Here is a 23078-nt window from a genome sequence, read left to right as displayed (position 1 = left end):
ACGGTCGGATGGCGCACGAAAGGGCGGTTCCGTGGCGGTTCCCGAACGGTCGGGAGGCGCACGAAAGGGCCGCTCCTTGGCGGTTCCCGAACGGTCGGATGGCGCACGAAGGGGCCGCTCCGTGGCGGTTCCCGAACGGTCAGGGGAGGTCCGCCAAGGCGGCTTCCACCTCCGCCCGCGTCACCTCGGCCAGGGGTTTGGCCACCTTCGCGGCCTGCGTCTTCCGCCCCGGCCTCATGACGAGGACGATCGTCTCCAGGCCGGGACAGGAGGGGTCCGGGCACAGGATCTCGTTGACCTTCACCACGGTCCCGGGCTCGACGAGGTCGCGGACCCACTCTTCGACCCGGCGGCGCGCGGTATCGTCGGCCGGTTCGCGCCGGCGTCTGAAGCCGAGGAGCGCCATCGCCGCCTCAACCCGGCAGCGTCAGGATGCCGGCCATGCCACCGGCACAGCCGAAGGCGAGCCGGCCGCCGCGCCCGTCCCAGGCCAGGGCGGAGACCGCTCCGCCCTTGGTGGCAGGCCGGACCAGCAGTTCCGAGGCATCGGCGAAGCGCACGAGCAGGATACAGCCGTCCTCGTAGCCGATGGCGAGGACCAGGGCCTTGGGGTGGAACGCCACCCGCGTGACGCGGGCCGGGCGGATGCCGCATTCGCGCGGGGCCTTGCCGGTGGGGCCTTCCTTCGAATCGAACGGCCAGATGATGGCGGCTTCCGCGCCGCTGGTGGCGAGCCAGTTGCCGTCCCCCGACCAGCTCACCGAGCGGACCTTGCCGGGATAGCCCGACATCCGCATGTGGCCCCGGTCGGGCTGGAGACGCCAGCCGTGGAGCGAGTTCTCCTGCATCGTCGTCACGACGAAGCGGCCGTCCGGCGACCACGTGACGTCGAGATGCGAGCCCTTCCATTCCACGAAATCGGGGGCGGTCTCGAGATTCGGGTACCAGAGGGTGGCGCCGTTGTAATGCGCCACGGCGAGGCGGTAGCCCTTGGGCGCAAAAGCGAGCCCCCGCGCCGTGGTGGGCGCGGCGAAGACCTTCTCCCGGCCCTTGGCATCGCGGGCGACGACGTTGCGGCCGGCCGCATAGGCGATGGCGCCATCGGAATGGAGCGCCAGGGCGTCGATCCAGGCCCCGCCCTTGGCGGCGGCCACCTCGGTCATGTCGCCATCGGCCGCGACGGCCACGATGCGTCCGTCGTCGCCGCCCGTCACGATCCGCCGTCCGTCACCCGAGGCCACCAGGATGCCGGCATCCGGGTGAGCCGCCACGCGCCGCGTCTCGTGGGGGCCGACCAGCATCACGGCGCCGTCGCCCAGCGCCAGGGCCAGGACGTCCTTCAGCCAGACGGCCCCGGAGACATGGGCGCCAGCCTCCAACGGAACGACGTGATCGACGAGTGAGGGAGCGCTGGCGCTCATCGGCTAAGAACCTCTCAGGACGCGGATGCGGAATCCGGCGCCGATTTCAGCACCGTCATGACCGTCGCGACCAGGGTGAGACAACCGGCGATGCCGGCGGGAATGGCGAGGGCATACAACGCCAGGCGGCCATAGGCGACCGCCCCGAGCAGGGAACCGCATAGCAGCGAGAGCCAGACGAGGCCGTCGCCGACCCAGCCGAAACGGGGTCCGCGCCCCGCGAGCGCCGAAGCGAGCTTCTGCCCGGTGCTGAACAGCGCTCCCGTGACGAAGGTGGTGCCGGCCCGGAACCCCTGGACATGGGCGAGAGCGGCGTTCTGCGCGCCCATGGCGAGGGCGAGAAGCAGCGAGGCGTGGCCTGGGCTCGGGTCCTCCACCGCGGTGAGATAGGCGCCGGATACCAGGACCGTCTCGAAGCCGAGAAGCACCGGAGTGCTCCACCGGGCCGGGGTCAGGGACGAGAGCCCGCCCCCACACAGGCTTCCCAGGAAGAAGGCGAAGATGAGAAGGGCCGGCAGGATCGCCAGGAGGGGCGTGTCATGCCCTATCGCCACGGCGAACTGGGTCGTGTTGCCGCTCATGAACGAGGTGTAGAGGCCGCCCAGCCGGATGAACCCGAGGGCGTCCACGTAGCCGGCCAGCGCCGTGAGAACGAGGCCGAAGCCGAGATGCCAGGTCCGGCTCATGACAGGCTCCGGCTCATGGCAGCGCGCGCGCTCCCGCCGCCCCGTTCCGTCCCTGGACGACCGAGGCCGGTTCGGTAGGGTTAAGGCATTGCTTACCAAGTCCGCGCAATTCGAGTGAACGGGACCGAACATCGCGGCCGCCACTCCCGTTGGTGTGACGATCCGGCGTCGGGCTTCTCGTCCCGCCCCGGGTGAGTTGGAGTTGCGTCATGATCCCTGTCGCTTACGCTGCCTTCGCGTTGCCGAACTTCGGCTCCGTCCGCGGATCCGAAACCGTTCTGGTGGTGGAGGATGAAGCCATGGTGTGCGAACTGGCCGTCGAAGCCCTCATGGACGAAGGCTACCGCGTCCTCAGCGCCGCCGACGCCGAGGAGGCCGAAGACATCCTGGCGCGGGAACGCGTCGACCTGCTCTTCACCGATATCGATTTGGCCCGCAACACCAATGGCCTCTCCCTTGCCCGACGGGCGCGGCGCCTGCGTCCGAACCTCCCGGTCATCTACACGTCGGGAGGACGCGGAAGTCTCTCGCAGGCGGATGCGGTGGCGGAATCAATCTTCGTGCCGAAGCCCTATCGCCCGAGCCAGCTCATCGCCCTCGCCAACGGCCTCCTGCGCCGTTTCCCCCACTACGCCTGAGCGCAACCGCGCCCCATTCCTTCCGGAGCCCCATCCCCCATGCGCACCCTGCTCGCCACCGCTCTCGTCCTCTGCGCCACGACGCTCAGCGCCTACACGACAGGAAACGCCAAGGCCGCGTGCGACGTGAAGGGGGCGAAGCTCGAGGAAGCCATCGCCGGCAAATCCGAGCTTCGCGAAACCGCCAACAAGCAGGCGGTGCGCGACCTGCGCACCCTGCGTGACGCAGCGATCATCCTGGAAACGTACAAGTACGAGGGCGAATGCGATCGCCTCGTCGCGATCATCAAGGCGCTGGCCACCAACCCCGAGAAGGCGATCGAGCAGAGCGGCGATACCGACGAAGAGAAGGCGGAGGATCTCATGGAAGCCCGCCAGCCGAAGGCTCCCCCCGCCGAGGCCGCCCCCGCCAAGGCGAAGTGACCACGCTCGCAAAAGCTGGAACGCGTCTCGGACGGAACACTCGCGGGGCGAGAACGCTTGCATCGCTGGCCATGCCGAACTCCACGCGGCGGGCCAGTGCGGCCGGATCTCGACGGTCGGCATTTCCCTCACTCTGAAAGGATCGATCGAGCATGGGCACGGATACGGCAACGCGCGGATCGAGCCTCTCCCACGCGTCGAACGACCTGCCCTCGGTCACCCTCGACGATTACAACATCGAGTTGAAGAACGGCGAGGGCTTCATCGGTGATCGCGTATCGAAGAAGGCCTTCCGCGATCTCGTGGAGGATTGGCGCGAAAAGCTGCGCAAGCTCGGTCCCGACCCGCTCGGCACGAAGCCGAGCCACGATTTCAGCAAGCGGCGCCTCGACGATCTGTTGATCGACGGTACCCCGCTCGCCGCCGGCGTGGTCTTCGGCGCAATCGAGGAATTCGCGCAGGAGCTCGCCACCGTCGTACGGCGCTTCCTGCGTCAGAAAGGGTGGCGCGATACCCAGAGCATCGTCGTCGGGGGCGGTTTCAGCGACAGCCTCGCCGGACGGCTCGCCATCGACCGAGCCAGCGTGATCCTCCGTGCCGGCGGTCTCAACCTGAACCTCGAGCCGATTCGTCACCACCCGGACGAGGCCGGGCTGATCGGGGCCGTCCACCTCGCGCCGTCCTGGATCTTTTCCGGCTACGACAGCCTGCTCGCCGTCGATATCGGGGGCAGCAACATCCGGGCGGGAGTCGTTACGACCAACCTGAAGAAAGCCGCCGACCTGTCGCGCGCAGAAATCTGGCGTTCGGAGCTCTGGCGCCACCGCGACGAGGATCCGGCCCCGAGCCGCGACGAGGCGGTCGACCGCCTGATCGCGATGCTGAACGACCTGATCTCGCGGGCGGAGCGCTCGCGCCTGAAACTCGCGCCCTTCATTGGGGTCGGGTGCCCCGGAGTCATCGCCGCCGACGGGACCATCGAACGCGGTGGCCAGAACCTGCCCGGCGATTGGGAGAGCAGTCGTTTCAACCTTGCCGAACGGCTGGTGGAAGCCATTCCCACCATCGGGGATCACGACACCATGGTGCTGATGCACAACGATGCCGTGGTGCAGGGCCTCTCGGCCATGTCGGACATGACGGGCGTCGCGCGATGGGGCGTCCTCACCATCGGCACCGGCCTCGGCAATGCCCGCTTCACCAACCGGCGGCTCCCCGACACGGTGCATTGAGGGTCGGACCGCGCGACCCTCAGCGCGCGGTCCCCACGGTTTGGAGGGGCTCCCGCGCATCGCGAGCCCGATGTCATCCCCCGCTCAAGTCTTCGGAGTGTCGCAGGTCGTCGGGTATAAATCTGCTCAGGGCGGGGGGGGCGGCGGTACGGCATCCTGGTCCGGATGATTGCGGACGCGGGCCACCTTGCTGGCGATGCGGTTACGCAGGTCGCTCGGTAGTTCGATCTCAACCAGCCGCCACGACCACCCCCGCAGGCGCAGGCGCAGGCGGAACCGCTGCGACCGCGACGCTTCGGGAGGCACGGCGATGACGAGGGTGCGGAATCCCCGCATCTCCGAGGAGAGGTAGTACGGGATCAGCCGAGAAATCGTGTCGATCCTCAATCCGGCGGGAACGTCGCTCCTATGCTCGGCATCGCCGCCGCGGAGGCCGATATCGAGGGATTGAGGAATGCCGTCATCGAGGAGATCGATGACCGACTGTGCCGTCACAAGGGATTCCGTCAGAGGTTCGGCCAGGGCCGCCGCGGCTTCGATCAGCCTCTGTCGATCACGCGAGAGCGCGACCTCGGCACCGGCCTCGCCCCTCGGCTGAGAGGCGGCGGCCGAGATCTGACGGATCATGGATTGGCGCAGGATGCGGAAGTTGACGTGCCGTTCGACATACCCGACGTCCCGTGCCTGCACTGCCGAGGCCAGATCATAGAGCATCCAGAACGGCGTCAGCGTGTAGACGAACCACGACAGAATCAGGGAAATGGGGATCCACCACAATCGCATCATCGCGATGGGGCAGCCCTCTGCGCCTGCTCGCTCCACCCGGCAAGGACTGCGAACTGGGCGACCACGGCCTCGTAGACGGGCCGCTTGAACGGCACGATGAGGTCGGCCAACCCGTCCATCTCTTCCCAACGCCAGGCATCGAACTCGGATTTGTGCAAGCCGCCGCCGGGTGAAAGCACGTCGATCTCGGTCTCGTCCCCGACGAGACCGAAAGCGAACCACTTCTGCGTCTGTCCGCGATACCGGCCCTTCCAGGCCTGTTTAAGTACGGCGGGCGGCAGATCGTAGGCGAGCCAGCCGGGTGTCTCCCCGAGGAGTACGACCGAACCGGCCGAGACGTTGGTTTCCTCGTGCAGTTCCCGCAGGGCCGCCGCGAGAGGATCTTCGCCTTCATCGATCCCACCCTGCGGCATCTGCCAGGCGCGGTCTCCTTGCACATGCTCCGGCCCCGCCTCCTGACGGCGACGGCCGATGAAGACGCTCCCCCGGGGAGCGATCAGCATGATGCCGACGCAGGGCCGATACGGCAGGTCGGGTTCGGGCACGGTGAGCTTCATCGGCGGGACCATAGGTCAGGGCAGCGATGGGCCGCAATGCGGCAAGGGGCAGTTCACGATGGGATCGCGTGAAGAGCGTTCCCCTCGCGCCGCCTGCCGGACTCACTCTGCCAACAAAACCTTCGGGCAAGGTCAGCCCGGCGGAGGATCGGGGGACTCGACCTCGCCTCTTCGCTGAAGGATCAGCGCCATGAACCAGCACAGGGAGGCCCAGGCCGCGCCGATACACCAGCCGGCGAGCACGTCGCTCGGCCAGTGCACACCGAGATAGATCCGGCTCACCCCAACGATGAGCGTCATCCCGACACCGAGAAGGAGGATCAGGACCTTCACCGCACGGTTCTGGTCCACGCGGGCCAGCAATGTCGCCAGGGTGAGGTAGGCGATGGCCGACATCATCGCGTGGCCGCTGGGGAAGCTCGCGGTGAACACGTCCATGCCGTGGGGGACGAGATCCGGCCGCGGCCGATGGTAGAACATCTTCAGCACCGTCGAGACGAGCAATCCCCCGCCGATGGCGCCCAGCACGAAGGCGGCGATGCGGTGCCGCCGGGTGAGCGCCAGATAGGCGACCGCGCTCAGGGTCACGAAGGTGATGGTGAAGACGCTGCCGAGTCCCGTGATGTCGCGCATCGTCTCCTCGAGCCAGCGGGGCCCGATCGGGTCCGACAGGTCGGCGGGGTTGCGCAGGGCAAGCAGGATCTTGCGGTCGAGCGCTTCGGTGGAGCCCTCCCCGACCTCATCGGCGAGGAAGAAGAAGGCGTAGCCGAGGAAGCTCACGCCCAGCAGCGCCACGAGGGGGCCGACCTCGTTGAGGCGCAGGCGCAGCCACAGGGCCGTGGCGTGGCTGAACAGCGGATGCTGGAGATAGGTCGGGAGCGGCGCCTTCATGCTGCTGTCTTCGTCATCGGTTCGTCGTCCCTCGATCATCGATGCCGCCCGAAGGCGAAGCGTCCCCGCTGTTGCCACGGCCCGCCAAGGTAGCGCCAGAGGATCAGCCCCGGCGAGGTGAAGCTGAACGGTTCGAAATCGCGCTCCAGCGTATGATGCAGGGTGCGGGCGACGTCCGGCGCGACCTTGTTCTGGACGGTGACGTGGGGCCGCCATCCCTGCCGGTCCTGTGCGGTCAGCACATCCGCGTAACGCCGGGCGATCTCGTCCCGAAGCCGGGACAGGGCGTCGGAGACGAGGGCGAAGGCGACGCCGCGGCCCATGAAGCGAAGTTCGGTGACGGCGACCTCCGCCGGTTCACGCTCCGCCGTGAGTTCGGAAAGGGTCACGGCGATCCCCTCCTCATCCAGGCCCGGCAGGTGGTGGAACAGGGTGGCATGGGCCGGGATGACGTTGAGCTTCTGCGGGAAATGCCGCCGTCTCAACCCGTCGAAATGCCAGAAAGTCTCCGGGTCCATCTCTAGGGTAAGGATCAGCGGATCGGCCGTGGGCGCGTCGGGCAAGGTACTCATCGCCGGCAAACCGTGCGGATGCAGACCTGTTCCCGCTATTTTGCTCTTTCCGACAAGCCACACATGGCTCATCTCGCTATCGGCGGGTCTGGTGGGAGACGACGGATGGGATTGCTGGTCGACGGCACCTGGCAGGATACCTGGTACGACACGAAGGATACCGGCGGCCGGTTCAAGCGAACGGATGCCAAGTTCCGCAACTGGGTCACGGCCGACGGTGAGCCCGGCCCGTCGGGCGAGGGCGGATTTCGCGGGGAGGCCGACCGCTATCACCTCTACGTCTCGCTTTCCTGCCCCTGGGCGCACCGCGCCCTCATCGTGCGCGCGCTGAAGGGGCTGGAGGAGGCGATCACGGTCTCGGTGGTCGATCCGCATATGGGATCGGAAGGCTGGGTCTTTAGCGATTCACCGGGAGCCACACCCGACACGGTGAACGGCGCGAACCGACTCTACGAGGTCTATCTGAAGGCAGTGCCGGACTTCACCGGTCGCGTCACCGTCCCCGTCCTCTGGGACCAGCAGCGCCGCACTATCGTCTCGAACGAATCGTCCGAGATCATCCGCATGTTGAACGACGCGTTCGGCGGCACCGGACCCGACCTCTATCCGGAAGCCCTGCGCGACGAGATCGATGCGGTGAACGCCCGCGTGTACGATGCCGTCAACAACGGGGTGTACAAGGCCGGCTTCGCGACGACCCAGGACGCCTACGAGGAAGCCTTCGACGCCCTGTTCGCCGAACTCGATTCCCTCGACGAGCGGCTGGGCAAGGCCCGCTACCTGTGCGGCGCGACGCTGACCGAGGCCGACATCCGCCTATTCACCACTCTGGTGCGGTTCGATCCGGTCTATGTCGGGCACTTCAAGTGCAACCTGCGCCGGATCGCCGACTATCCGAACCTCTCGCACTACCTGCGCGACCTCTACACCCTGCCCGGCATCGCCGGCACGGTGAACCTCATCCACATCAAGCAGCACTATTACGGGAGTCATCCGAGCCTGAATCCGACGGGGATCGTGCCGAAAGGTCCAGAGCTCGATCTCGACGCTCCCAACGACAGGGCGTTACGCTTCGGAACATGAGGCCGCGACCTTCGCGACATTGCCCTCGACAGATCCGACGACGGACATACATCAGCGCCATGAAGACACCATCCGCCCTCATCCTTCCCGCCCTCGCCGTCCTTGTCGCCTTGGCAAGTCCTGCGGGCGCCCAGACTGCGATCAAGCTCGAGGGCACATGCGAGAAGCTGATCGTGGCGGGATTGGACGTGACCCAGAACTGCAAGGACACGATGATGAACACCGTGTCCCGCAACCGGACGAGTTTCGACTTCTCCGCCTGGGACGGCCGCTCCCTGAGCTTCAGCGGCAGTGGGGCACAACAGGAGCGGACGGAGGAAACGGACGCTCTGCAGCCGATCAATCTCGTCGTTCCCGGCGAGAAGACCGACGAGGGCGTGGTTCGCGGACCGCTAGCGGCTGTCGGGTCGTGCAGCTTCAGCAACCCGCAGGAAGGCAAGACCGCGATCACCTGCGAGGCGACCTCGGCCAAGGGACGCTATGAGGCCCGTTTCGTCACGGACGCGAAAACGCCCCCCGGCGCGCCGAAACCCTGAGGCGGTGGTGCTGCGAGACGGCCGAAGCGCTTAGAGGCCGGGATGGTGTGAATAGCCCGAGTACCGCTCTGGTCCAGTTGATCCGGGGCGCCCATCTAGGGCTTGGACGAATCTGATCGGCCACCGGCGGCATCCGTTCCGTCGATCCGAGTGCGAGAGTTGAGGATGGCATGCTGAACGACGTTTCCACCGCCGGGGCGAGCCCCGCCGGCGGTCCCGCGAACCTCATCAAGGACGTCACCACCGCGACGTTTCGCGACGAGGTCATCACTGCCTCCCTGCAGCAGCCGGTTCTGGTGGATTTCTGGGCGACATGGTGCGGCCCCTGCAAGCAGCTGACTCCCTTGCTGGAGAAGGCCGTGACCGCCGCCAAGGGCGCCGTCATCCTCGCCAAGGTGAATATCGACGAGAATCCGGCGATCTGGTCGCAGATCAGCCAGCAGCTCGGGCTGCAATCGATCCCGGCCGTCATCGCCATCGACAAGGGACGTCCCGTGGACGGGTTCGTCGGGGCGCTGCCGGAAAGCGAGATCAAGGAATTCATCGCCAGGCTCACAGGTCCCGCCGGCCCGACGCCGGTGGAGGCGATGATGGCCGAGGCCGAAGCGGCCCTCGGCGAAGGCGACATGGCAGGGGCGTCCGAACTCTATGCCGCCGTCCTCGGGCAGGAGCCGGAGAACCTCGTGGCCCTGGCTGCCCTCGCGAAGATCCAACTCGATTCCGGCGAGGTCGCCAACGCGCGCCAGATTCTCGACATGGCGCCGCCAGAGAAGGCCGGTGACCCGGCTCTGGCGAGCATCCGCGCGGCGGTGGAGCTCGCCGAACAGGCGGCCTCCCTCGGTGATCTCGGCGTGTTCCAGAAGCGCATCGCCGCCGATCCCGCCGATTTCCAGGCCCGGTTCGATTTCGCTCTCGGCCTCAACGGTCTCGGGAAGCGCGACGAGGCGGTGGACGAGCTGATCGAGATCGAGCGGCAGGACAAGACCTGGAACGACGGGGCGGCCCGCAAGCAGCTCCTGACGTTCTTCGAGGCCTGGGGCCTCATGGACAAGGCTTCGATCCGGGGCCGGCGGCGACTGTCGACGCTGGTCTTCGCATGACGCATCAACGCCGGGGCGGAGAGACGCGATGAGCACCCATGCGGGCTACAAGGGACCGGGCGACTGCCCCGGCGTCATCCCGGTCTTCCCCCTGCCCGGCGCGCTGCTCCTGCCCCGTGGACAGATGCCGCTGAACATCTTCGAGCCGCGCTACCTCGCCATGGTGGACGATGCCCTGAGGACCGATCGCGTCATCGGCATGATCCAGCCCGACGTGGAAAGCGGATCGTCGCCAATGACGCCCAAGCTCTTTCGCGTCGGTTGCCTCGGCCGGATCACCCAATTCGCCGAGACCGGCGACGGGCGCTACCTCATCTCGCTTACTGGCATTGCACGGTTCCGCGTCGAAGGCGAACTCGCGACCACCACCCGTTACCGTCGCTGCCAGGTCTCCTACGACGATTTCCTCAGCGACTTCGAACCGCGAGCGGGCGAAGACGCAGTAGACCGCGAAGGCGTCCTCAAGGCACTGAAGGACTTCGTCGAGGTGAACGACCTCAAGGTCGACTGGGCGGGCATAGACGAGGCGCCCAACGAGGCCCTCGTCAACGCGCTCTGCATGATGAGCCCGTTCGGCTCGCGCGAAAAACAGGCGATGCTGGAGGCGACCGACCTCAAGACCCGCGCTGAGGTCTTGATTGCGGTGACCGAGATGGAGTTGGTGCGCGGATCGGGGTCCGAGCCGACCCTGCAGTGAAGCCGCGACCCGAGGACAATGACGATGACCGACGAAATCCCGACCGGCGTGGAAGCCACGCGCGTCGACCCAAAGCTCCTCGAACTCCTGGTCTGCCCACTGACCAAGCAGACGCTGGAATACGATTCCGTCCGCCAAGAACTGGTGAGCCGTTCGGCCAAGCTCGCCTACCCGATCCGTGACGGTATCCCGATCATGCTGCCCGAAGAGGCGCGGCCCCTGAACGATTGAGGCGAACGGTGACGGATCTCGTTCTCCCCACCGTCGCCATCGTCGCCACAGGCGGCACCATCGCGATGAAGACCGACCCGGTGACCCATGCACCGGTGCCGGCTTTGTCCGGAGCCGACCTCGTCGCCGCCGCGCCGGGCCTGGAAAAGCTCGCGCGGATCACCGTGACGGAGTTCTCCAACATTCCGAGCGCGGAGATGGGTCCGGACCTGTGGCCCTCGCTGACACGGACCGTCGAGGGATTGCTCGCCGATCCCGACATCGCCGGAGTCGTGGTGCTGCACGGGACCGACACCCTCGACACCACCGCCTATTTCCTCGATCTGACGCTGCGCAGCGACAAGCCGGTCGTGGTCATCGGTGCGCAGCGCAACGCCTCTGACCGCGACAGTGACGGCGCCCGCAACCTCCTCAATGCGGTACGCCAGATCCTCACGCCCGCCGCCGCATCCCTTGGCGTGACGGTGACGCTCAACCACGCGATCAACGCGGCGCGTGAGGTGAGGAAGACCCACACCCACAACGTGGAGACCTTCCATTCGGGCGAGACCGGCTACCTCGGCACCATCGACGAGGATCGCGTGGTGATCCGCCGGTCGCCCATGCGACGGCAGACCCTGCCGCTGCCCGATCGGCTCGCCAGAATCGCCATCGTGGCGATGTATGCCGGTGCCGATGGCAGTCAGGTCCACCATGCCGTGGAGAGCGGCGCGGAAGGGATCGTGGTGGCCGCCCTCGGCATGGGCAACGTCAATGCCGCGCTCCTCGCCGCGATCAGGAGCGCCATCGCCCAGGGTGTCGCCATCGTCATCGCCACAAAACTGGAGAACGGCCGCGCCCTGCCCGTCTACGGCTTCCCCGGCGGCGGGAGCACCCTGAAGGCGGAGGGCGCCGTTTTCGCCGACGACCTGTCGCCGGACAAGGCCCGCGTGCTGGCCCTCCTCACGCTGCCGATCACGCAGGACCGCGACGCGTTGCAGGCCTATTTCGATCGTTGAAACGAGCGTTGATCGGAGGTGCCATCGCTCGACACCGAAGCATTGCCAATATCGAAGCGATACCGGCTCGGCTATAGCTTGCACGCCAATTCATACCGCGCCTGATTTGTACGCCCCCATTCGCCATTTCGCCTTAGCATTCGCCACCATCTGCCTACCATAACGGCGAAGCTTACCTTGGCCGATGCCATAAATTTGCCCTGAGCATCAAAGATCTATACAATCCATCAACTCACAAAACGCATGGTTCCTATCAAGAGCGCCGAAAGGCTGCCCATGGGAATCTGCGAATTGTCTCAACTCAGGGGGAAACATGTCGAAACTCGTGGCTGTGCTGGCGCTCGGAGCCGGACTCTCATCCGCTCATCTTCAACCGGCCGTCAGCCGCGAGGGCGGCAATTTCAATGGCGCATGGTCCGTCGAGCTCGTGACCGAAAGCGGTATCTGCGACAGCCGTTACAGCTACTCGGTCTCCGTCCAGGACGGGCAGGTCCGACTCATCTCCTCGGCGGACCGGGCTACGATGACAGGTCGCGTGGGCACCGATGGAACGGTGGGGCTCAATGTCTCGAATGGCAGCGCAAGCGGCGCGGCCTCCGGCCGGCTCGAGGCCCGTTCGGGCAGCGGCACCTGGAAGGTTTCGCCCCTCTGCTCGGGGCGCTGGACGGCGCGGCGTCAGACCACGCGCACCGCCCAAGCCGAATAGATTTCTTTAAGCGGCGGCGAGCCAGCTCCGCGCCTCGTCGATATGGGCGCGGTCGAAGGTCTTGATCTTGGCAGGTGAGACCTTGCCGAACGTGTCGGCGACCATGCGCAGCCAGGATGCGTCCGTGACCAGGGCGACGTGACTGACGCCCTTCATCATGGCGAGGCCGAAGCGGACATCCTTGAAGAAGGCCGCCGGCTCCATGCCCTTGAACTCGCGCACGTCTTCCAGCAGCTTGAGCTTACCGCCCTTGTCGAGATCGGCCTGCATGGCGGTGATGACGGTGTTCATGTCCTCATCGGTGATCTGGCCGTCGACGACGATTTCGGCCACGTTCGAGTCCGGTGTCTTGGTGTAGGTCAGCACGTGCAGCACTCCTGGTCGGGTCGAACGCACCATGCGAACGTCGGACCAGACTTATAGGAAACTCTGGGGGTCCACGTCGATGGCGACCTTCACGTTGCCGCGAACCTTTGGCCCGCGCCCGAGCCAGTCGCGCAGATAGGCCTGGAGATCGACGGCCCGCTCAGTCTTCACCAGCAGCCGGAACCGGTAGCGTCCTCGGATCAGAGCGAGAGGGGCCTCGGCCGGCCCAAGCACCATGATGCCCTCCGGCGGTTCGGCGGCCCGCGCCAGGGCCTGTCCATGCGCTTCCGCCACCTCGCGCTCGTTTGCCGACACGATGAGGGCGGCGAGCCGCCCGAACGGCGGCAGGCCGGCGGCCTCGCGCGAGGCGATCTCCTCCTCGTAAAATCGGGTAGCGTCGCCCGAAAGCAGAGCCGCGATCACCGGATGATCCGGCTGGTAGGTCTGGACCAGGGCGCGGCCCGGCTTGTCGCCACGCCCGGCACGGCCCGTCACCTGCTGGAGCAGCTGGAAGGTCCGCTCGGCCGCACGCGGATCGCCGGAGGTCAGGCCGATATCGGCGTCGAGCACGCCGACCAGGGTCAGATGCGGGAAGTTGTGGCCCTTGGCGACGAGCTGGGTGCCGATGACGATGTCGCATTCCCCATCCGCCACGCTCTGCAACTCTGCGCGCAGGCGCTCGGCCCCGCCGGGAAAGTCGGAGGAGAGGACGATCACGCGCTTGTCGGGAAACAGCTCGGCCACCTCCTCGGCGATGCGCTCCACCCCCGGACCGCAGGGGGTCAGGTTGTCGAACGTGCCGCATTCGGTGCAGGCGTCGGGCCGGCGCTCGGCATAGCCGCATTGGTGGCAGACCAGCGCCCGGCGGAAGCGATGCTCCACCAGCCAAGTCGAGCAGTTGCGGCACTGGTAGCGGTGGCCGCAGGCCCGGCACAGGGTGAGCGGTGCATAGCCACGGCGGTTGAGGAACAGCAGCGCCTGATCGCCGGCCTCGATGGTGGCGCGCACGGCGTTGACCAGGGGCGGGGCGAGGAAGCGGCCCTTCTCCGGCTTGTCGAGGCGCATGTCGATGGCATGGATGTCCGGCAGCCGCCGCCCGCCGAACCGCTCGGGCAGGACGATATGGGCGTAGCGCCCCTTCTCGGCATTGACCTTGGTCTCGATGGAGGGGGTCGCCGAGGCGAGGACCACCGGGCAGTTCTCGAGACGGCCGCGCACCACCGCCATGTCGCGGGCGTGGTAATGGACCCCGTCCTCCTGCTTGTAGGCAGCCTCGTGCTCCTCATCGACCACGACGAGGCCGAGATCGCTGAACGGCAGGAACAGGGCCGAGCGGGCACCGACCACGACCGCGACCTCGCCCGCCGCCACACCGGCGCGCAGGCGCTCGCGGCGTTTCGAGCCGATGCCGGAATGCCAGGTCGCCGGGCGGACACCGAAGCGCTCGGCGAACCGGTCGAGGAACTGCGCCGTGAGCGCGATCTCCGGCATCAGGATGAGTGCCTGATGCCCGTGCCGGACGGCTTCGGCCACGGCTTCGAAATAGACCTCGGTCTTCCCGGAGCCGGTGACGCCTTCGAGGAGGATTGTGGGCGCCTTCGCATCCTCCGACGCGGGAAAGGCGAGGCCGATGAGTTTACGGGCTGCCTGGTCTTGCGCCTCCGACAGGGGGACGCGCTCGTGGTCCGGGTCAGGCGGGAGCGCCACCGGCTCCGGCGCCAGGGCCACGGCCTCCAGGGCACCGTCATCGATGAGGCCATCGACCACGCTGAGCGAGACGCCCGCCTCCTTGGCGAGCGCGCTCTTGCCGCGCATCGTCCCATCGGCGGTGACCGCCAGGACCTTCATCCGCGCCGGCGTCGGCCGGGCGGGCGTCTTGCCCGAAGCGCGCACGCCGATCCGCGAGGTCTCGCCGCGCGCCGCCTCGTCGGGCAGGCGCAGGGCCATGGCCAGTGCCGAGCCCTTCGGGGCCAGGGTGTAGCGAGCGAGCCAGTCGACGAGTTCGCGCAACGGATCGGAAAGAGGGGGCGCCTCGACCCGGCCCGTCACCTGCCGCAGGTTCGAGCCGCCGGGGCTCTCCGCCACCTGCCAGACCACCCCCACCGTCTCACGCGGCCCGAGCGGAACCTGCACGACATCGCCCGGCGACAGGACCAGCCCGGCGGGCACGGCGTAGCTGTAGGCGTTGTCGAGCGCGAGCGGGATCAGGATATCGGCGACGCTGGGCATGGGCTCTTCTGCACGGGAACCATGTTCTATGTACGTACTCTCTCGCCGGATCGCGAACGCTCGCCGCGCCCCAGACCGATCGCCACCGGAAGGGCCGCGAGACTGACCCCGCTCATGCCCCAGAAGCCCGACGCTCCGTAAGCGGCGAAGAGCGGACCGGACGCAAGCGTGAACAAAGCTGATGACAGGCCGAGGCCGAGGGGACCGTAGAGCGTCAGCGCGGTGGCGGTGAGATCCGGCGGCACGCAGCGTTCGATCTCCTTCAGGCAGGCGAGATGCAGGAGCGCGAAGGTGAGCCCGTGCAAGCACTGGATCGCAACGAGCGCCGGAAGTGCCACGGTCTCGGCACTGATCCCCCATCGCAATGCCCCGGCGACGGCTGCCAGCCCGATCGCCCGGCCCGGATCCAGCCGCCTCAGGATCCACGGCCCGGCAAGGAGGAAGACGAGGATCTCCGCCGCCACCGCCTCCGACCAGAGCAGGCCAGCGATCCCGGCCGGGATGGAATTCCGGCTCCACAGGATCATCGCGAAGGCATCGTGCATGGCATGCGCGCCCATGACCAGGGAGGCCGCCAGCACGACGCGACGGAAGCGCCGGTTCGCCAACACCTCCGAGACGCCCAGCCGCGGCCTTGGTCTGGCCGCCACCTCCGGCGGTCTGCCCGTCCCAAGTCCATTCGCAGCGAGACCGGCGGCGACAAAGAGACCGCCCCCGATCAGGATCGCGGCCTCGATCCCGAGCCCAGGCACCAGCCAGCCGACCACGCTCGTCGCGAGGATGAAGGCGGCCGAGCCAACGCCCCTCACCCAGCCGTAGACGAAGCGCCGACCGTTTTGCGAGGCGGCCAGGGCGAGGGCGTCGCTGAACGGCGCCAGGGGGGCGGTGAGGACGGCATAGGCAAGGCCGACGGCGAGCAGGTTCGCGAATCCCGTCACCGCGAGGTGCCCGAAAGCGGCAAGTCCCGCGAGCGCGGCCGCACCGGCCAGGACCGGGCGGACGATGCCCCACCGGTCGGCGATCCACCCGGCGAGCGGTCCCGCCACCATCCGCACCAGGATCGCGAGGGCGATGAGCCAGGCGATCTCGTGCGCCGGCAGCCCACGCCGCTCGAGGAATAGCGGCAGGAATGGCGAGAGCGCTCCGTATCCAGCATAGAGCGCAACGAAGAGGGCGAGATGGCGGGCCAGCGGCCGACGGTCGTCGGTACGGTCGCTCACGCGAGTGTGGCCGGCATCGTGCGTTTCCTCGCTTGCGTCATGGCGACCGCCGGCACTACCTCGACCGCCGCCCCGGAGAGTGTCGGGCGCAGTGCTGCGGGGAGCAACCCGATGACGGCTTCGCCAGTCGACCTCAAAGGCAGGAGCGCGGACGCGAGGAAGACGGACGGTGCCGAGGGCATCGTACTGCTTCACGGCATCGCGCGGCGCTCGGCCTCCCTCGGGAGGATGGAGCGCGCCTTTCGCGCCGAGGGATACCGCACTCTCAATCTCGATTACCCCGGGCGAAAGGCCACGATCCAGACGATCGTCGAGGGTGCGGCACCCCAGGTGACGGCGTTCGCGTCCGGCCTCCGCCGCCTTCATTTCGTCACCCATTCCATGGGCGGGCTCGTGGCGCGGGGGATCATCACCCGGTATCGCCCGGCCAATCTCGGCCGCGTGGTGATGCTGGGACCGCCGAACGGCGGCAGCGAAGTGGCTGACTTTCTGCATCGGATGAGGCCATACCGGCTGTTCTTCGGACCGGCGGGCGCACAACTCACCACCCACCGCTCGGAGGCCCTCACCACGCTCCTCGGCGAAGTCGATTTTCCCCTTGGGGTCATCGCGGCGGACCGCTCGGTCTGGCTGATCGAATCCTTCCTGATCCTGCCCCGCCCCAATGACGGGCGCGTGAGCGTGGCGCGGACGCGGGTCTCCGGCATGAGCGATCACCTCACCCTCCACACCACCCACGACCTGATGATCCTGAACCGCGCCGCGATCACCGCTTCGCTACGCTTCATCCGGCACGGGCGGTTCCGAGACGCTCCCGGCATCGAGGAGGCGACGCAAACCGCCGCCGTTGCCGCTTCGGCATCGCCCCCCTATCTGTGACGGCGCATCGGCACGCCTCTCGCTTCGACCGGCGCGTCCATCGGGAGACCTCATGCGGTTGCCAAGCTCCACCCTCGCCATCGCCTTCGGCGCCATCGCCGCCTCTACGGCCATCGCCGAGGCGGCGCCGATGCGATTGGCCGGCCACCGCGCGGTCTACGATCTGTCTCTGGCCGAAAGCCGGGGGGCACGGGCGGTCGAGAGCGCACGGGGACGCATCGTCCTCGATTTCAGCGGAGATGCCTGCAAGGGCTACACGATGCAGACCCGGCAGGTGACGGAACTCGATAGCGGCGAGACCGGCAAGCGCCTCTCCGATCTGCGCAACACCACCTTCGAGGGCGGCGACGGGCACAGTTTCCGCTTCAAGACCAACACGGTGCTCAACGGCAGCGCATCGACCTCGGTGGATGGCACGGCAGAGAGCGGCGCGGACGCCCTGAAGGTGAAGCTGAAGGAGCCCAAGCGCGACCAGTACACCGAGAACGGCTCCGTGCTGTTCCCGACTCTCCACATGCGCCGCATGATCGAGGCGGCACAGGCCGGCGAGACGACGATGTCGGCCAGGGTGTTCGACGGGTCGGACGACGGCCGCAAGATCTTCGACACGCTCGCGGTGATCGGCAAACCGATCACCGCCGAAGAGCCTGCTAAGGATGGCGGTGCCGACAGGGACAAGCCCTTGCGGGACGGGGAAATGGCGGCGATGCGGCGCTGGCCGGTGACCCTGAGCTACTTCACCCCCGGACAGGGTGAGCGCACCCCGGTCTACACCCTCACCTTCCTCCTCTACGAGAACGGCGTCAGCGGCGGGCTCAGCCTCAATTACGGCGACTTCACCATCGCCGGCGACCTCAGCCGTCTCGACCTCCACAAGGCCGACGCAAAAACTGAGGCCGAGTGCAAGCCGTGAGACCCGGCGCCTTTCAAAGCCCGTGAAGGGCGGTCGCCGGGGGCGGCTCGCAGGGCCCGGAGGACACCCTTACGTTGCCGAGCTTCGTCCTCACCCGAACTCGGCATCCGGATCGGCCGGCCCGAGACGGCGCCACGCCGCGGCGATTTGTTCGGGCTTCACGTCGAGGGCCGTGGCGCAGGCGATCAGAACCGCCTCGTCGCCCATGAGATGGTCGAGGACCGCAGAGAGGAAGGCCGGATCGGTGGCGCTTTCCCGTAACGTGTCGGGTGTCAGACCGGAGGAGGCCATGAAGGGCAGCAGCCTGTCGCCGTCCTCCGCGAGCCATCCGAGCACCGAGATGGCGAGGTGCTCGGCGGATTCTTCGGGACGGTCGGATTTGCGTTTCGTCAACATGTATCCCTTAGGTTCTCATCGAGCGGGACGTCGGTCCTTCCAGAATGCGCCGCCAGCCTGCCGGGAACAATGAGCCATGCCGAAGACCGTGCTCATCGTCGAGGACAACGAACTCAACATGAAGCTCTTCAACGATTTGTTGGAGGGGCACGGCTATGCGACGCTCAAGACGGCCAACGGGATCGAGGCGATCGAACTCGCCCGCGCCCACAGGCCCGACTTGATCCTGATGGACATCCAGCTTCCCGAGGTCTCCGGCCTCGAAGTCACCAAATGGCTGAAGGAAGACGACGACCTCAAGCATATCCCCGTCATCGCCATCACGGCCTTCGCCATGAAGGGCGACGAGGAGCGCATCCGTGAAGGCGGCTGCGAGGCCTATCTCTCGAAACCGATCTCCGTGGCGAAGTTTCTCGCCACCGTCCGCCTCTACCTCGGCGACGGAGCCCGTTGATGAGGGCCACCGTCCACAGGGTCGCCCCGTCGAACCCGTTAGAATCCGCGAGGAACGATGTCGGCCCGCATCTTGATCGTCGATGATCTCTTTCCGAACGTGAAGCTGCTCGAGACGAAGCTGTCCCTCGAGTATTTCGACGTTCTGGCGGCCATGAACGGGCCGGATGCCATCTCGATCTGCGAGAAGGGCCTGTGCGACCTCGTTCTGCTCGACGTGATGATGCCCGGCATGGACGGTTTCGAGGTGTGCCGGCGCCTCAAGCGCAACCCGACCACCGCCCATCTCCCCGTCGTGATGGTGACGGCCCTCGATCAGCCGTCGGACCGGCTGCGCGGCCTCGACGCGGGGGCCGACGACTTCCTGACGAAACCGATCGACGACACCGCCCTGTTCGCGCGGGTGCGGAACCTCGTCCGGCTGAAGGCGGTCACCGATGAGCTTCGCGACAGGGCGCTGGCCTCGCGGGAGTTCGGCATCGGCGATCCCTTGGCCCTCGCCGCCGCCGGGGACGGCCAGAACGCGTCGATCCTGCTGGTCGAGGACCGGAAGAACTCGGCGGAAAGGCTTTCGGCGGCCTTGAACCAGCACCATCGGGTCACGGTCGTGGCGGACCCGCACGACGCGATGGTCCTCGCCACCGAGGGGGATTTCGAACTGACTCTCGTCAGCCTCGACCTCCAGGGGTTCGACGGCCTGCGCCTCTGCAGCCAGGTCCTGTCCCTCGACCGTACCCGCACCATGCCGGTGATGATGATCGCGGAGGAGAACGACAAAGCACGGGTGATCCGCGGCCTCGAATTCGGCGTGCACGACTATCTCATGCGCCCGGTGGACCGGAACGAACTCGTGGCCCGCGTGCGCACCCAAGTGCGGCGCAGCCGTTTCTCGGACACCCTGCGCGGCGCCGTCCAGGCCTCGATGGAGATGGCCGTCACCGACGGGCTCACAGGGCTCCACAATAGACGCTACCTCGACAGCCATCTCGCGGTGCTGTTCGACGACGCCGCCTTGCGCCACCGTGCCGTATCGATGCTGATGCTCGATATCGATCGGTTCAAGTCCATCAACGACACCTACGGTCACGAGGCGGGCGACGAGGTGCTCCGCGCCTTCGCCGACCGTATCCGCCTTCATACCCGCGTCGTCGACATCGTCGCCCGCTATGGCGGCGAAGAGGTCGTCATCATCCTGCCCGACGCGGAACCGGAGGCCGCCCATGTCATCGCCGAGCGTATCCGCGAGCGCATCGAAGCCGTCCCGTTCCTGATCGACCAGGAGACGCGGGAGATCCACGTCACCGTCTCCATCGGGGTGGCGTGCCGCCATGTCGACGACAAGGGCCCGGCGGATATGCTTAAACGTGCCGATCTCGCCCTCTACCGCGCCAAATCCTCCGGCCGCAACCGGGTGGAAGCCGAAGCGGCCTGAGATCGATCCGAGCGGTCGCAGCGGTAGGGTTCCATCCCGGCCTCGCGTGTCCAGGCGACGGCGGCGCCGAGGGCCGCGATCCACCAGCCCTGCCAGGCGCCGTGCTCCACGAAGGCCACCGCCGTGCAGGAGCCCACGAGGCCGAGCGCCACCACGCCTTCGCCGCGGGGCATGCGGGCGATGAGCGCCAGCATCATCATCAGGATCGCGCTGGCAAGGCCGGCGCCGACGATGCCGAGCTCGGCCCAGATCTGCAGGAAGATGTTGTGCGGGTGGCCCACCGCGAGCATCGGCCGCAGTCCCGGCTCGATCCGTGCGGCGACAGGCGTCTCGATGAACCGCGCGGAGGTCCCGAAACCCGCACCCCTCCAGGGATCGAGGGCCACGGCCGCGCCGAAGCTGCGGGCGATGGCCACCCGTGCCCGCGAACTGCTCTGCACGAGCCGTTCGTGGACCGCATCGGGCATCACTTTCTGGAGGATATCCCCCTCCACCGGTGCAAGGACGAGGGCGAGGCCCAGCATGGCCCCCACAATGGCGAGCCCGACCCGCCGCGGGGTCAGGACGGCGATGAGGGCCGTGACGGCGCCGGCTGCGAGCCCCAGGGCGGCGGCGCCGCTGATCGATCGCAGGATCGCGCCGGTACCGATCACGAGCACGAGGAGTGCCGCGATTCCCTGCCCGCGCCGGTGGAGGAGATAGGCCAGGGGACCCATCACGGGCAGGATCGTCAGGGCGGGACGGTTGAAGACGAACAGCGCCACCCGCGAGCCCATCGCCCGATGGAGAGGAAGGTGGGCGGCCAGGGCCACGACGATGTACAGGCCGGCGAGCGCGATGGACCAGGCGGCGAGCCGGGGCGTGAAGGCCGGCATGTTCCAGGGCGCGAGGCGGGCGAGGAGATAGGCCCCCGCGATTGTCGGCAGGAATTCCTGGATGTTGCGCCAGGACAGATCCTGCGCCGGACTCCAGGCGATGCTGGCCAGCGACCAGACGACGAAGCCGAGGGCGGCAAGACCGATCGGCGTGGCGAGGGGCCTCGCCACGAACCGCGTCGTAGCGCGCGCATCCTCGATCAGCCCCGCGACGAGGAAGAACAACGCGGCGAGGCCGACGACGGTCGGGCTCGACCGGTTGGCGAGCGCCATCGCCACCGGAAGGATGGCGAGCGTGACGGCACCGGCGGTGCGCAGAAGCGCGACCGTCTCCGATCGAGGTGGGAGAGCGAACATCGGAGACGGGCGGACCGGGCGATTACTGGAGTTCGTGGCCGCGCTTACCCATCTCGGCACGCACGCGGACCATCATGTATTCGGACACGCCCTGGGTCCAGTTCTGCATGGCCTGGACGATCTCGTCGAGCACCTGCGGCTGGGTCTCGACGTAGCGCTTGCCCGCTGCCGAATGGAAGAAGGCGACGATCTCGGTGAGCTCGGCCTCGGACAGGCGGCTCGCGTAGATCTTGGCGGCCGTCTCGATCATCATCTGCTTCTGCAGTTCCATCTCCGGCGCCAGAGAGGTGAGAACCTCATCGAGGTCCTTGGTCAAGTCCGGACGGGTGATGGCCGCCTGCTTGATCTGCTGGCCGAAGGCCGGAAGAATCGAATCGAACGATCGGGCGATACCGGAGCTGAGGGTGACCTCACGCGCCAGCGCCAGATGGTTCGGCGTGTAGGTCGGCTGCTGGGCGGCGGGCGTCGACGGCGCGGCGGGCTTGGCGCCGGGCTTGGCCGGCGCGGTAGGCTTCTGCGCCTGGGCGTGCACGATCGTCGGAACCGAGGCGGCGAGCAGTGCGGCGAGAATGGAGCCGGTCAGGACGGAAGAGAGGCGGCGGGACATGGCGAACGCTCCGGAAAGGCGTGTCGATCAGGATATCGAAGGAAGGTGGAGGCGCGTCAGACCGCGCCGAGACAGGTGACGTGCGCCTGCCCGTCACGGGCCTCCGCCAGGACAGCGCCGGTGGCGAGGCCGAGGAACAGACCGTGCTCGACCACGCCGGGCACCGCCCAGAGCGCGGCGGACAGGCGTTCGGGATCGGCGATGGCCTTCAGATGGGCGTCGAGGATGAGATGGCCGCCATCGGTCACGAAGGGCGTGCCGCCGGGGCCGGCACGCAGGACGAGGTCGCCCGTGCAACCGGCGCTCTCGATGGCCTGGGCCACGGCGATGCGGGTGGCGCCGAGCCCGAACGGATTGACCTCCACCGGCAGCGGAAACGCGCCGAGGGTCGTCACCGATTTCGCCGCGTCGGCGATCACCACCATGCGGCGGCTGGCGAAAGCCACGATCTTCTCGCGCAGGAGCGCACCGCCGCCGCCTTTCACCAAGCGCATCCGTGCATCGATCTCGTCGGCACCGTCGATGGTGAGGTCGAGTTCGGGCAGGTCTTCGAGCGTGGCCAGGGGGATGCCGACGCGCTCGGCGGCGATGCGCGTCGCCTCCGAAGTCGGGACGCCCGTGACCTTGAGCCCGTCACGCACCCGCGCGCCGAGCAACTCCACGAACACGTTGGCGGTGCTGCCCGTTCCGATGCCGAGCCGCATTCCGTCCTCGACGAGATCAAGGGCGCGGGCGGCGGCGGCGCGACGCAGATCGGGACCGCTCACGAGGAAGCCCCGTTCGTCGGGAGGGAG

The 23078-nt window shown here is 67.5% G+C and carries 28 protein-coding genes; 14 read left to right on the top strand and 14 right to left on the bottom strand.

Annotated elements, in window-relative coordinates; genetic code table 11:
* Positions 1-139: 139 nt before the first annotated feature.
* Genes MBTS_RS14635 through MBTS_RS14625 form a run of 3 tightly spaced genes read right to left on the bottom strand, consistent with a single transcriptional unit; the run spans position 140 to position 2107 of the window.
* The gene (locus MBTS_RS14635) at positions 140-406 is read right to left on the bottom strand and encodes a hypothetical protein (protein ID WP_056140210.1); all 267 of its coding nucleotides are present in this window, start codon (positions 404-406) and stop codon (positions 140-142) included.
* A 7-nt stretch (positions 407-413) separates the two neighbouring features.
* Positions 414-1421 carry a WD40 repeat domain-containing protein gene (locus MBTS_RS14630; RefSeq protein ID WP_056140208.1) on the bottom strand — a complete coding sequence of 336 codons (1008 nt, stop codon included), beginning with the start codon at positions 1419-1421 and terminating at the stop codon, positions 414-416.
* Between the two features lie 14 nt (positions 1422-1435).
* Positions 1436-2107, bottom strand: a complete 672-nt coding sequence (locus MBTS_RS14625; protein WP_192215918.1) for a YoaK family protein — start codon at positions 2105-2107, stop codon at positions 1436-1438.
* Positions 2108-2316: 209 nt separating this feature from the next.
* Here MBTS_RS14625 and MBTS_RS14620 point away from each other — a divergent pair, with 209 nt between their 5' ends.
* The 3 genes from MBTS_RS14620 to MBTS_RS14610 all read left to right on the top strand — a co-directional run bounded on the left by MBTS_RS14620 (position 2317) and on the right by MBTS_RS14610 (position 4400).
* Positions 2317-2745 (top strand): response regulator, encoded by a 429-nt coding sequence (locus tag MBTS_RS14620; protein WP_018045209.1) that lies wholly within the window; start codon positions 2317-2319, stop codon positions 2743-2745.
* 39 nt (positions 2746-2784) lie between these two features.
* Entirely contained in the window at positions 2785-3168 is a 384-nt protein-coding gene (locus tag MBTS_RS14615) for a hypothetical protein (RefSeq protein WP_018045210.1), read from the top strand.
* A gap of 152 nt (positions 3169-3320) precedes the next feature.
* Complete coding sequence (locus MBTS_RS14610; protein WP_192215917.1) at positions 3321-4400, top strand: ROK family protein; 1080 nt, start codon at positions 3321-3323, stop codon at positions 4398-4400.
* A gap of 126 nt (positions 4401-4526) precedes the next feature.
* Here the strand turns inward: MBTS_RS14610 and MBTS_RS14605 are convergent, their stop codons facing one another.
* From MBTS_RS14605 to MBTS_RS14590, 4 genes are all read right to left on the bottom strand, one after another.
* On the bottom strand, positions 4527-5183 hold the full coding sequence (locus MBTS_RS14605) for a DUF2939 domain-containing protein (protein ID WP_192215923.1): 657 nt from the start codon (positions 5181-5183) through the stop codon (positions 4527-4529).
* Complete coding sequence (locus MBTS_RS14600) at positions 5183-5755, bottom strand: RNA pyrophosphohydrolase (protein ID WP_056140195.1); 573 nt, start codon at positions 5753-5755, stop codon at positions 5183-5185. The genes MBTS_RS14605 and MBTS_RS14600 overlap by 1 nt, the downstream gene beginning before the upstream one ends.
* Before the next feature lie 120 nt (positions 5756-5875).
* Positions 5876-6634: a phosphatase PAP2 family protein gene (locus MBTS_RS14595; protein ID WP_018045214.1), complete on the bottom strand. Its 759-nt coding sequence runs from the start codon at positions 6632-6634 to the stop codon at positions 5876-5878.
* A 35-nt stretch (positions 6635-6669) separates the two neighbouring features.
* Entirely contained in the window at positions 6670-7206 is a 537-nt protein-coding gene (locus MBTS_RS14590) for a 2'-5' RNA ligase family protein (protein WP_192215916.1), read from the bottom strand.
* Positions 7207-7311: 105 nt separating this feature from the next.
* Here MBTS_RS14590 and MBTS_RS14585 point away from each other — a divergent pair, with 105 nt between their 5' ends.
* From MBTS_RS14585 to MBTS_RS14555, 7 genes are all read left to right on the top strand, one after another.
* A complete protein-coding gene (locus MBTS_RS14585; protein WP_056140191.1) occupies positions 7312-8289 on the top strand; it encodes a glutathione S-transferase family protein in 978 nt (325 codons plus the stop codon).
* A gap of 59 nt (positions 8290-8348) precedes the next feature.
* Positions 8349-8825 carry a hypothetical protein gene (locus MBTS_RS14580; RefSeq protein WP_018045217.1) on the top strand — a complete coding sequence of 159 codons (477 nt, stop codon included), beginning with the start codon at positions 8349-8351 and terminating at the stop codon, positions 8823-8825.
* A gap of 170 nt (positions 8826-8995) precedes the next feature.
* A complete protein-coding gene (locus MBTS_RS14575; RefSeq protein ID WP_056140188.1) occupies positions 8996-9925 on the top strand; it encodes a thioredoxin family protein in 930 nt (309 codons plus the stop codon).
* Between the two features lie 28 nt (positions 9926-9953).
* Positions 9954-10622 carry an LON peptidase substrate-binding domain-containing protein gene (locus tag MBTS_RS14570; RefSeq protein ID WP_056140186.1) on the top strand — a complete coding sequence of 223 codons (669 nt, stop codon included), beginning with the start codon at positions 9954-9956 and terminating at the stop codon, positions 10620-10622.
* A gap of 24 nt (positions 10623-10646) precedes the next feature.
* Positions 10647-10853 carry a Trm112 family protein gene (locus MBTS_RS14565; protein WP_056140807.1) on the top strand — a complete coding sequence of 69 codons (207 nt, stop codon included), beginning with the start codon at positions 10647-10649 and terminating at the stop codon, positions 10851-10853.
* A gap of 8 nt (positions 10854-10861) precedes the next feature.
* Positions 10862-11851, top strand: coding sequence for an asparaginase (locus MBTS_RS14560; RefSeq protein WP_056140184.1), 990 nt, complete (start codon positions 10862-10864; stop codon positions 11849-11851).
* Between the two features lie 313 nt (positions 11852-12164).
* Positions 12165-12557 carry a hypothetical protein gene (locus MBTS_RS14555; RefSeq protein ID WP_056140181.1) on the top strand — a complete coding sequence of 131 codons (393 nt, stop codon included), beginning with the start codon at positions 12165-12167 and terminating at the stop codon, positions 12555-12557.
* 6 nt (positions 12558-12563) lie between these two features.
* Here the strand turns inward: MBTS_RS14555 and MBTS_RS14550 are convergent, their stop codons facing one another.
* The 3 genes from MBTS_RS14550 to MBTS_RS14540 are packed head-to-tail and all read right to left on the bottom strand — an operon-like array spanning position 12564 to position 16372.
* On the bottom strand, positions 12564-12923 hold the full coding sequence (locus tag MBTS_RS14550; protein WP_026176180.1) for a SpoIIAA family protein: 360 nt from the start codon (positions 12921-12923) through the stop codon (positions 12564-12566).
* Positions 12924-12974: 51 nt separating this feature from the next.
* Positions 12975-15152, bottom strand: a complete 2178-nt coding sequence (locus MBTS_RS14545; protein ID WP_147829864.1) for a primosomal protein N' — start codon at positions 15150-15152, stop codon at positions 12975-12977.
* 26 nt (positions 15153-15178) lie between these two features.
* Positions 15179-16372 (bottom strand): MFS transporter, encoded by a 1194-nt coding sequence (locus tag MBTS_RS14540; RefSeq protein ID WP_192215915.1) that lies wholly within the window; start codon positions 16370-16372, stop codon positions 15179-15181.
* Between the two features lie 111 nt (positions 16373-16483).
* Between MBTS_RS14540 and MBTS_RS14535 the strand changes: the two genes are divergently transcribed.
* Entirely contained in the window at positions 16484-17251 is a 768-nt protein-coding gene (locus MBTS_RS14535; RefSeq protein WP_238254048.1) for an alpha/beta hydrolase, read from the top strand.
* A 52-nt stretch (positions 17252-17303) separates the two neighbouring features.
* Positions 17304-18164: a cell envelope integrity EipB family protein gene (locus tag MBTS_RS14530; protein WP_147829858.1), complete on the top strand. Its 861-nt coding sequence runs from the start codon at positions 17304-17306 to the stop codon at positions 18162-18164.
* A 90-nt stretch (positions 18165-18254) separates the two neighbouring features.
* On the opposite strand, the gene MBTS_RS14525 is transcribed toward MBTS_RS14530, so the two are convergent.
* Complete coding sequence (locus MBTS_RS14525; protein WP_018045228.1) at positions 18255-18560, bottom strand: DUF3572 domain-containing protein; 306 nt, start codon at positions 18558-18560, stop codon at positions 18255-18257.
* Between the two features lie 76 nt (positions 18561-18636).
* Between MBTS_RS14525 and MBTS_RS14520 the strand changes: the two genes are divergently transcribed.
* Positions 18637-19014 carry a response regulator gene (locus MBTS_RS14520; protein WP_018045229.1) on the top strand — a complete coding sequence of 126 codons (378 nt, stop codon included), beginning with the start codon at positions 18637-18639 and terminating at the stop codon, positions 19012-19014.
* Between the two features lie 57 nt (positions 19015-19071).
* On the top strand, positions 19072-20445 hold the full coding sequence (locus tag MBTS_RS14515) for a PleD family two-component system response regulator (RefSeq protein ID WP_018045230.1): 1374 nt from the start codon (positions 19072-19074) through the stop codon (positions 20443-20445).
* On the opposite strand, the gene MBTS_RS14510 is transcribed toward MBTS_RS14515, so the two are convergent.
* The 3 genes from MBTS_RS14510 to rpiA are packed head-to-tail and all read right to left on the bottom strand — an operon-like array spanning position 20394 to position 23051.
* Complete coding sequence (locus tag MBTS_RS14510; protein ID WP_192215914.1) at positions 20394-21677, bottom strand: O-antigen ligase family protein; 1284 nt, start codon at positions 21675-21677, stop codon at positions 20394-20396. The two genes, MBTS_RS14515 and MBTS_RS14510, sit on opposite strands and share 52 nt — an antisense overlap.
* 22 nt (positions 21678-21699) lie before the next feature.
* A complete protein-coding gene (locus MBTS_RS14505; RefSeq protein WP_056140161.1) occupies positions 21700-22284 on the bottom strand; it encodes a DUF2059 domain-containing protein in 585 nt (194 codons plus the stop codon).
* A gap of 56 nt (positions 22285-22340) precedes the next feature.
* The gene (rpiA, locus tag MBTS_RS14500; RefSeq protein ID WP_147829856.1) at positions 22341-23051 is read right to left on the bottom strand and encodes a ribose-5-phosphate isomerase RpiA; all 711 of its coding nucleotides are present in this window, start codon (positions 23049-23051) and stop codon (positions 22341-22343) included.
* Positions 23052-23078: the final 27 nt, after the last annotated feature.

Origin of the sequence: Methylobacterium bullatum, assembly GCF_014845095.1 — a bacterium.
In the GTDB taxonomy this organism is placed as follows: domain Bacteria; phylum Pseudomonadota; class Alphaproteobacteria; order Rhizobiales; family Beijerinckiaceae; genus Methylobacterium; species Methylobacterium bullatum.
The sequence above is the reverse complement of the archived record's forward strand: the minus strand, read 5'-3'. Positions and strand labels throughout refer to the sequence as shown.

Excerpts from the sequence above, each read along its gene's own strand:
- MBTS_RS14635 (WP_056140210.1), bottom strand. The coding sequence starts at position 406 with ATGGCGCTCCTCGGCTTCAGACGCCGGCGCGAACCGGCCGACGATACC.
- MBTS_RS14630 (WP_056140208.1), bottom strand. The coding sequence starts at position 1,421 with ATGAGCGCCAGCGCTCCCTCACTCGTCGATCACGTCGTTCCGTTGGAG.
- MBTS_RS14625 (WP_192215918.1), bottom strand. The coding sequence starts at position 2,107 with ATGAGCCGGACCTGGCATCTCGGCTTCGGCCTCGTTCTCACGGCGCTG.
- MBTS_RS14620 (WP_018045209.1), top strand. The coding sequence starts at position 2,317 with ATGATCCCTGTCGCTTACGCTGCCTTCGCGTTGCCGAACTTCGGCTCC.
- MBTS_RS14615 (WP_018045210.1), top strand. The coding sequence starts at position 2,785 with ATGCGCACCCTGCTCGCCACCGCTCTCGTCCTCTGCGCCACGACGCTC.
- MBTS_RS14610 (WP_192215917.1), top strand. The coding sequence starts at position 3,321 with ATGGGCACGGATACGGCAACGCGCGGATCGAGCCTCTCCCACGCGTCG.
- MBTS_RS14605 (WP_192215923.1), bottom strand. The coding sequence starts at position 5,183 with ATGCGATTGTGGTGGATCCCCATTTCCCTGATTCTGTCGTGGTTCGTC.
- MBTS_RS14600 (WP_056140195.1), bottom strand. The coding sequence starts at position 5,755 with ATGGTCCCGCCGATGAAGCTCACCGTGCCCGAACCCGACCTGCCGTAT.
- MBTS_RS14595 (WP_018045214.1), bottom strand. The coding sequence starts at position 6,634 with ATGAAGGCGCCGCTCCCGACCTATCTCCAGCATCCGCTGTTCAGCCAC.
- MBTS_RS14590 (WP_192215916.1), bottom strand. The coding sequence starts at position 7,206 with ATGAGTACCTTGCCCGACGCGCCCACGGCCGATCCGCTGATCCTTACC.
- MBTS_RS14585 (WP_056140191.1), top strand. The coding sequence starts at position 7,312 with ATGGGATTGCTGGTCGACGGCACCTGGCAGGATACCTGGTACGACACG.
- MBTS_RS14580 (WP_018045217.1), top strand. The coding sequence starts at position 8,349 with ATGAAGACACCATCCGCCCTCATCCTTCCCGCCCTCGCCGTCCTTGTC.
- MBTS_RS14575 (WP_056140188.1), top strand. The coding sequence starts at position 8,996 with ATGCTGAACGACGTTTCCACCGCCGGGGCGAGCCCCGCCGGCGGTCCC.
- MBTS_RS14570 (WP_056140186.1), top strand. The coding sequence starts at position 9,954 with ATGAGCACCCATGCGGGCTACAAGGGACCGGGCGACTGCCCCGGCGTC.
- MBTS_RS14565 (WP_056140807.1), top strand. The coding sequence starts at position 10,647 with ATGACCGACGAAATCCCGACCGGCGTGGAAGCCACGCGCGTCGACCCA.
- MBTS_RS14555 (WP_056140181.1), top strand. The coding sequence starts at position 12,165 with ATGTCGAAACTCGTGGCTGTGCTGGCGCTCGGAGCCGGACTCTCATCC.
- MBTS_RS14545 (WP_147829864.1), bottom strand. The coding sequence starts at position 15,152 with ATGCCCAGCGTCGCCGATATCCTGATCCCGCTCGCGCTCGACAACGCC.
- MBTS_RS14535 (WP_238254048.1), top strand. The coding sequence starts at position 16,484 with ATGACGGCTTCGCCAGTCGACCTCAAAGGCAGGAGCGCGGACGCGAGG.
- MBTS_RS14530 (WP_147829858.1), top strand. The coding sequence starts at position 17,304 with ATGCGGTTGCCAAGCTCCACCCTCGCCATCGCCTTCGGCGCCATCGCC.
- MBTS_RS14525 (WP_018045228.1), bottom strand. The coding sequence starts at position 18,560 with ATGTTGACGAAACGCAAATCCGACCGTCCCGAAGAATCCGCCGAGCAC.
- MBTS_RS14520 (WP_018045229.1), top strand. The coding sequence starts at position 18,637 with ATGCCGAAGACCGTGCTCATCGTCGAGGACAACGAACTCAACATGAAG.
- MBTS_RS14515 (WP_018045230.1), top strand. The coding sequence starts at position 19,072 with ATGTCGGCCCGCATCTTGATCGTCGATGATCTCTTTCCGAACGTGAAG.
- MBTS_RS14510 (WP_192215914.1), bottom strand. The coding sequence starts at position 21,677 with ATGTTCGCTCTCCCACCTCGATCGGAGACGGTCGCGCTTCTGCGCACC.
- MBTS_RS14505 (WP_056140161.1), bottom strand. The coding sequence starts at position 22,284 with ATGTCCCGCCGCCTCTCTTCCGTCCTGACCGGCTCCATTCTCGCCGCA.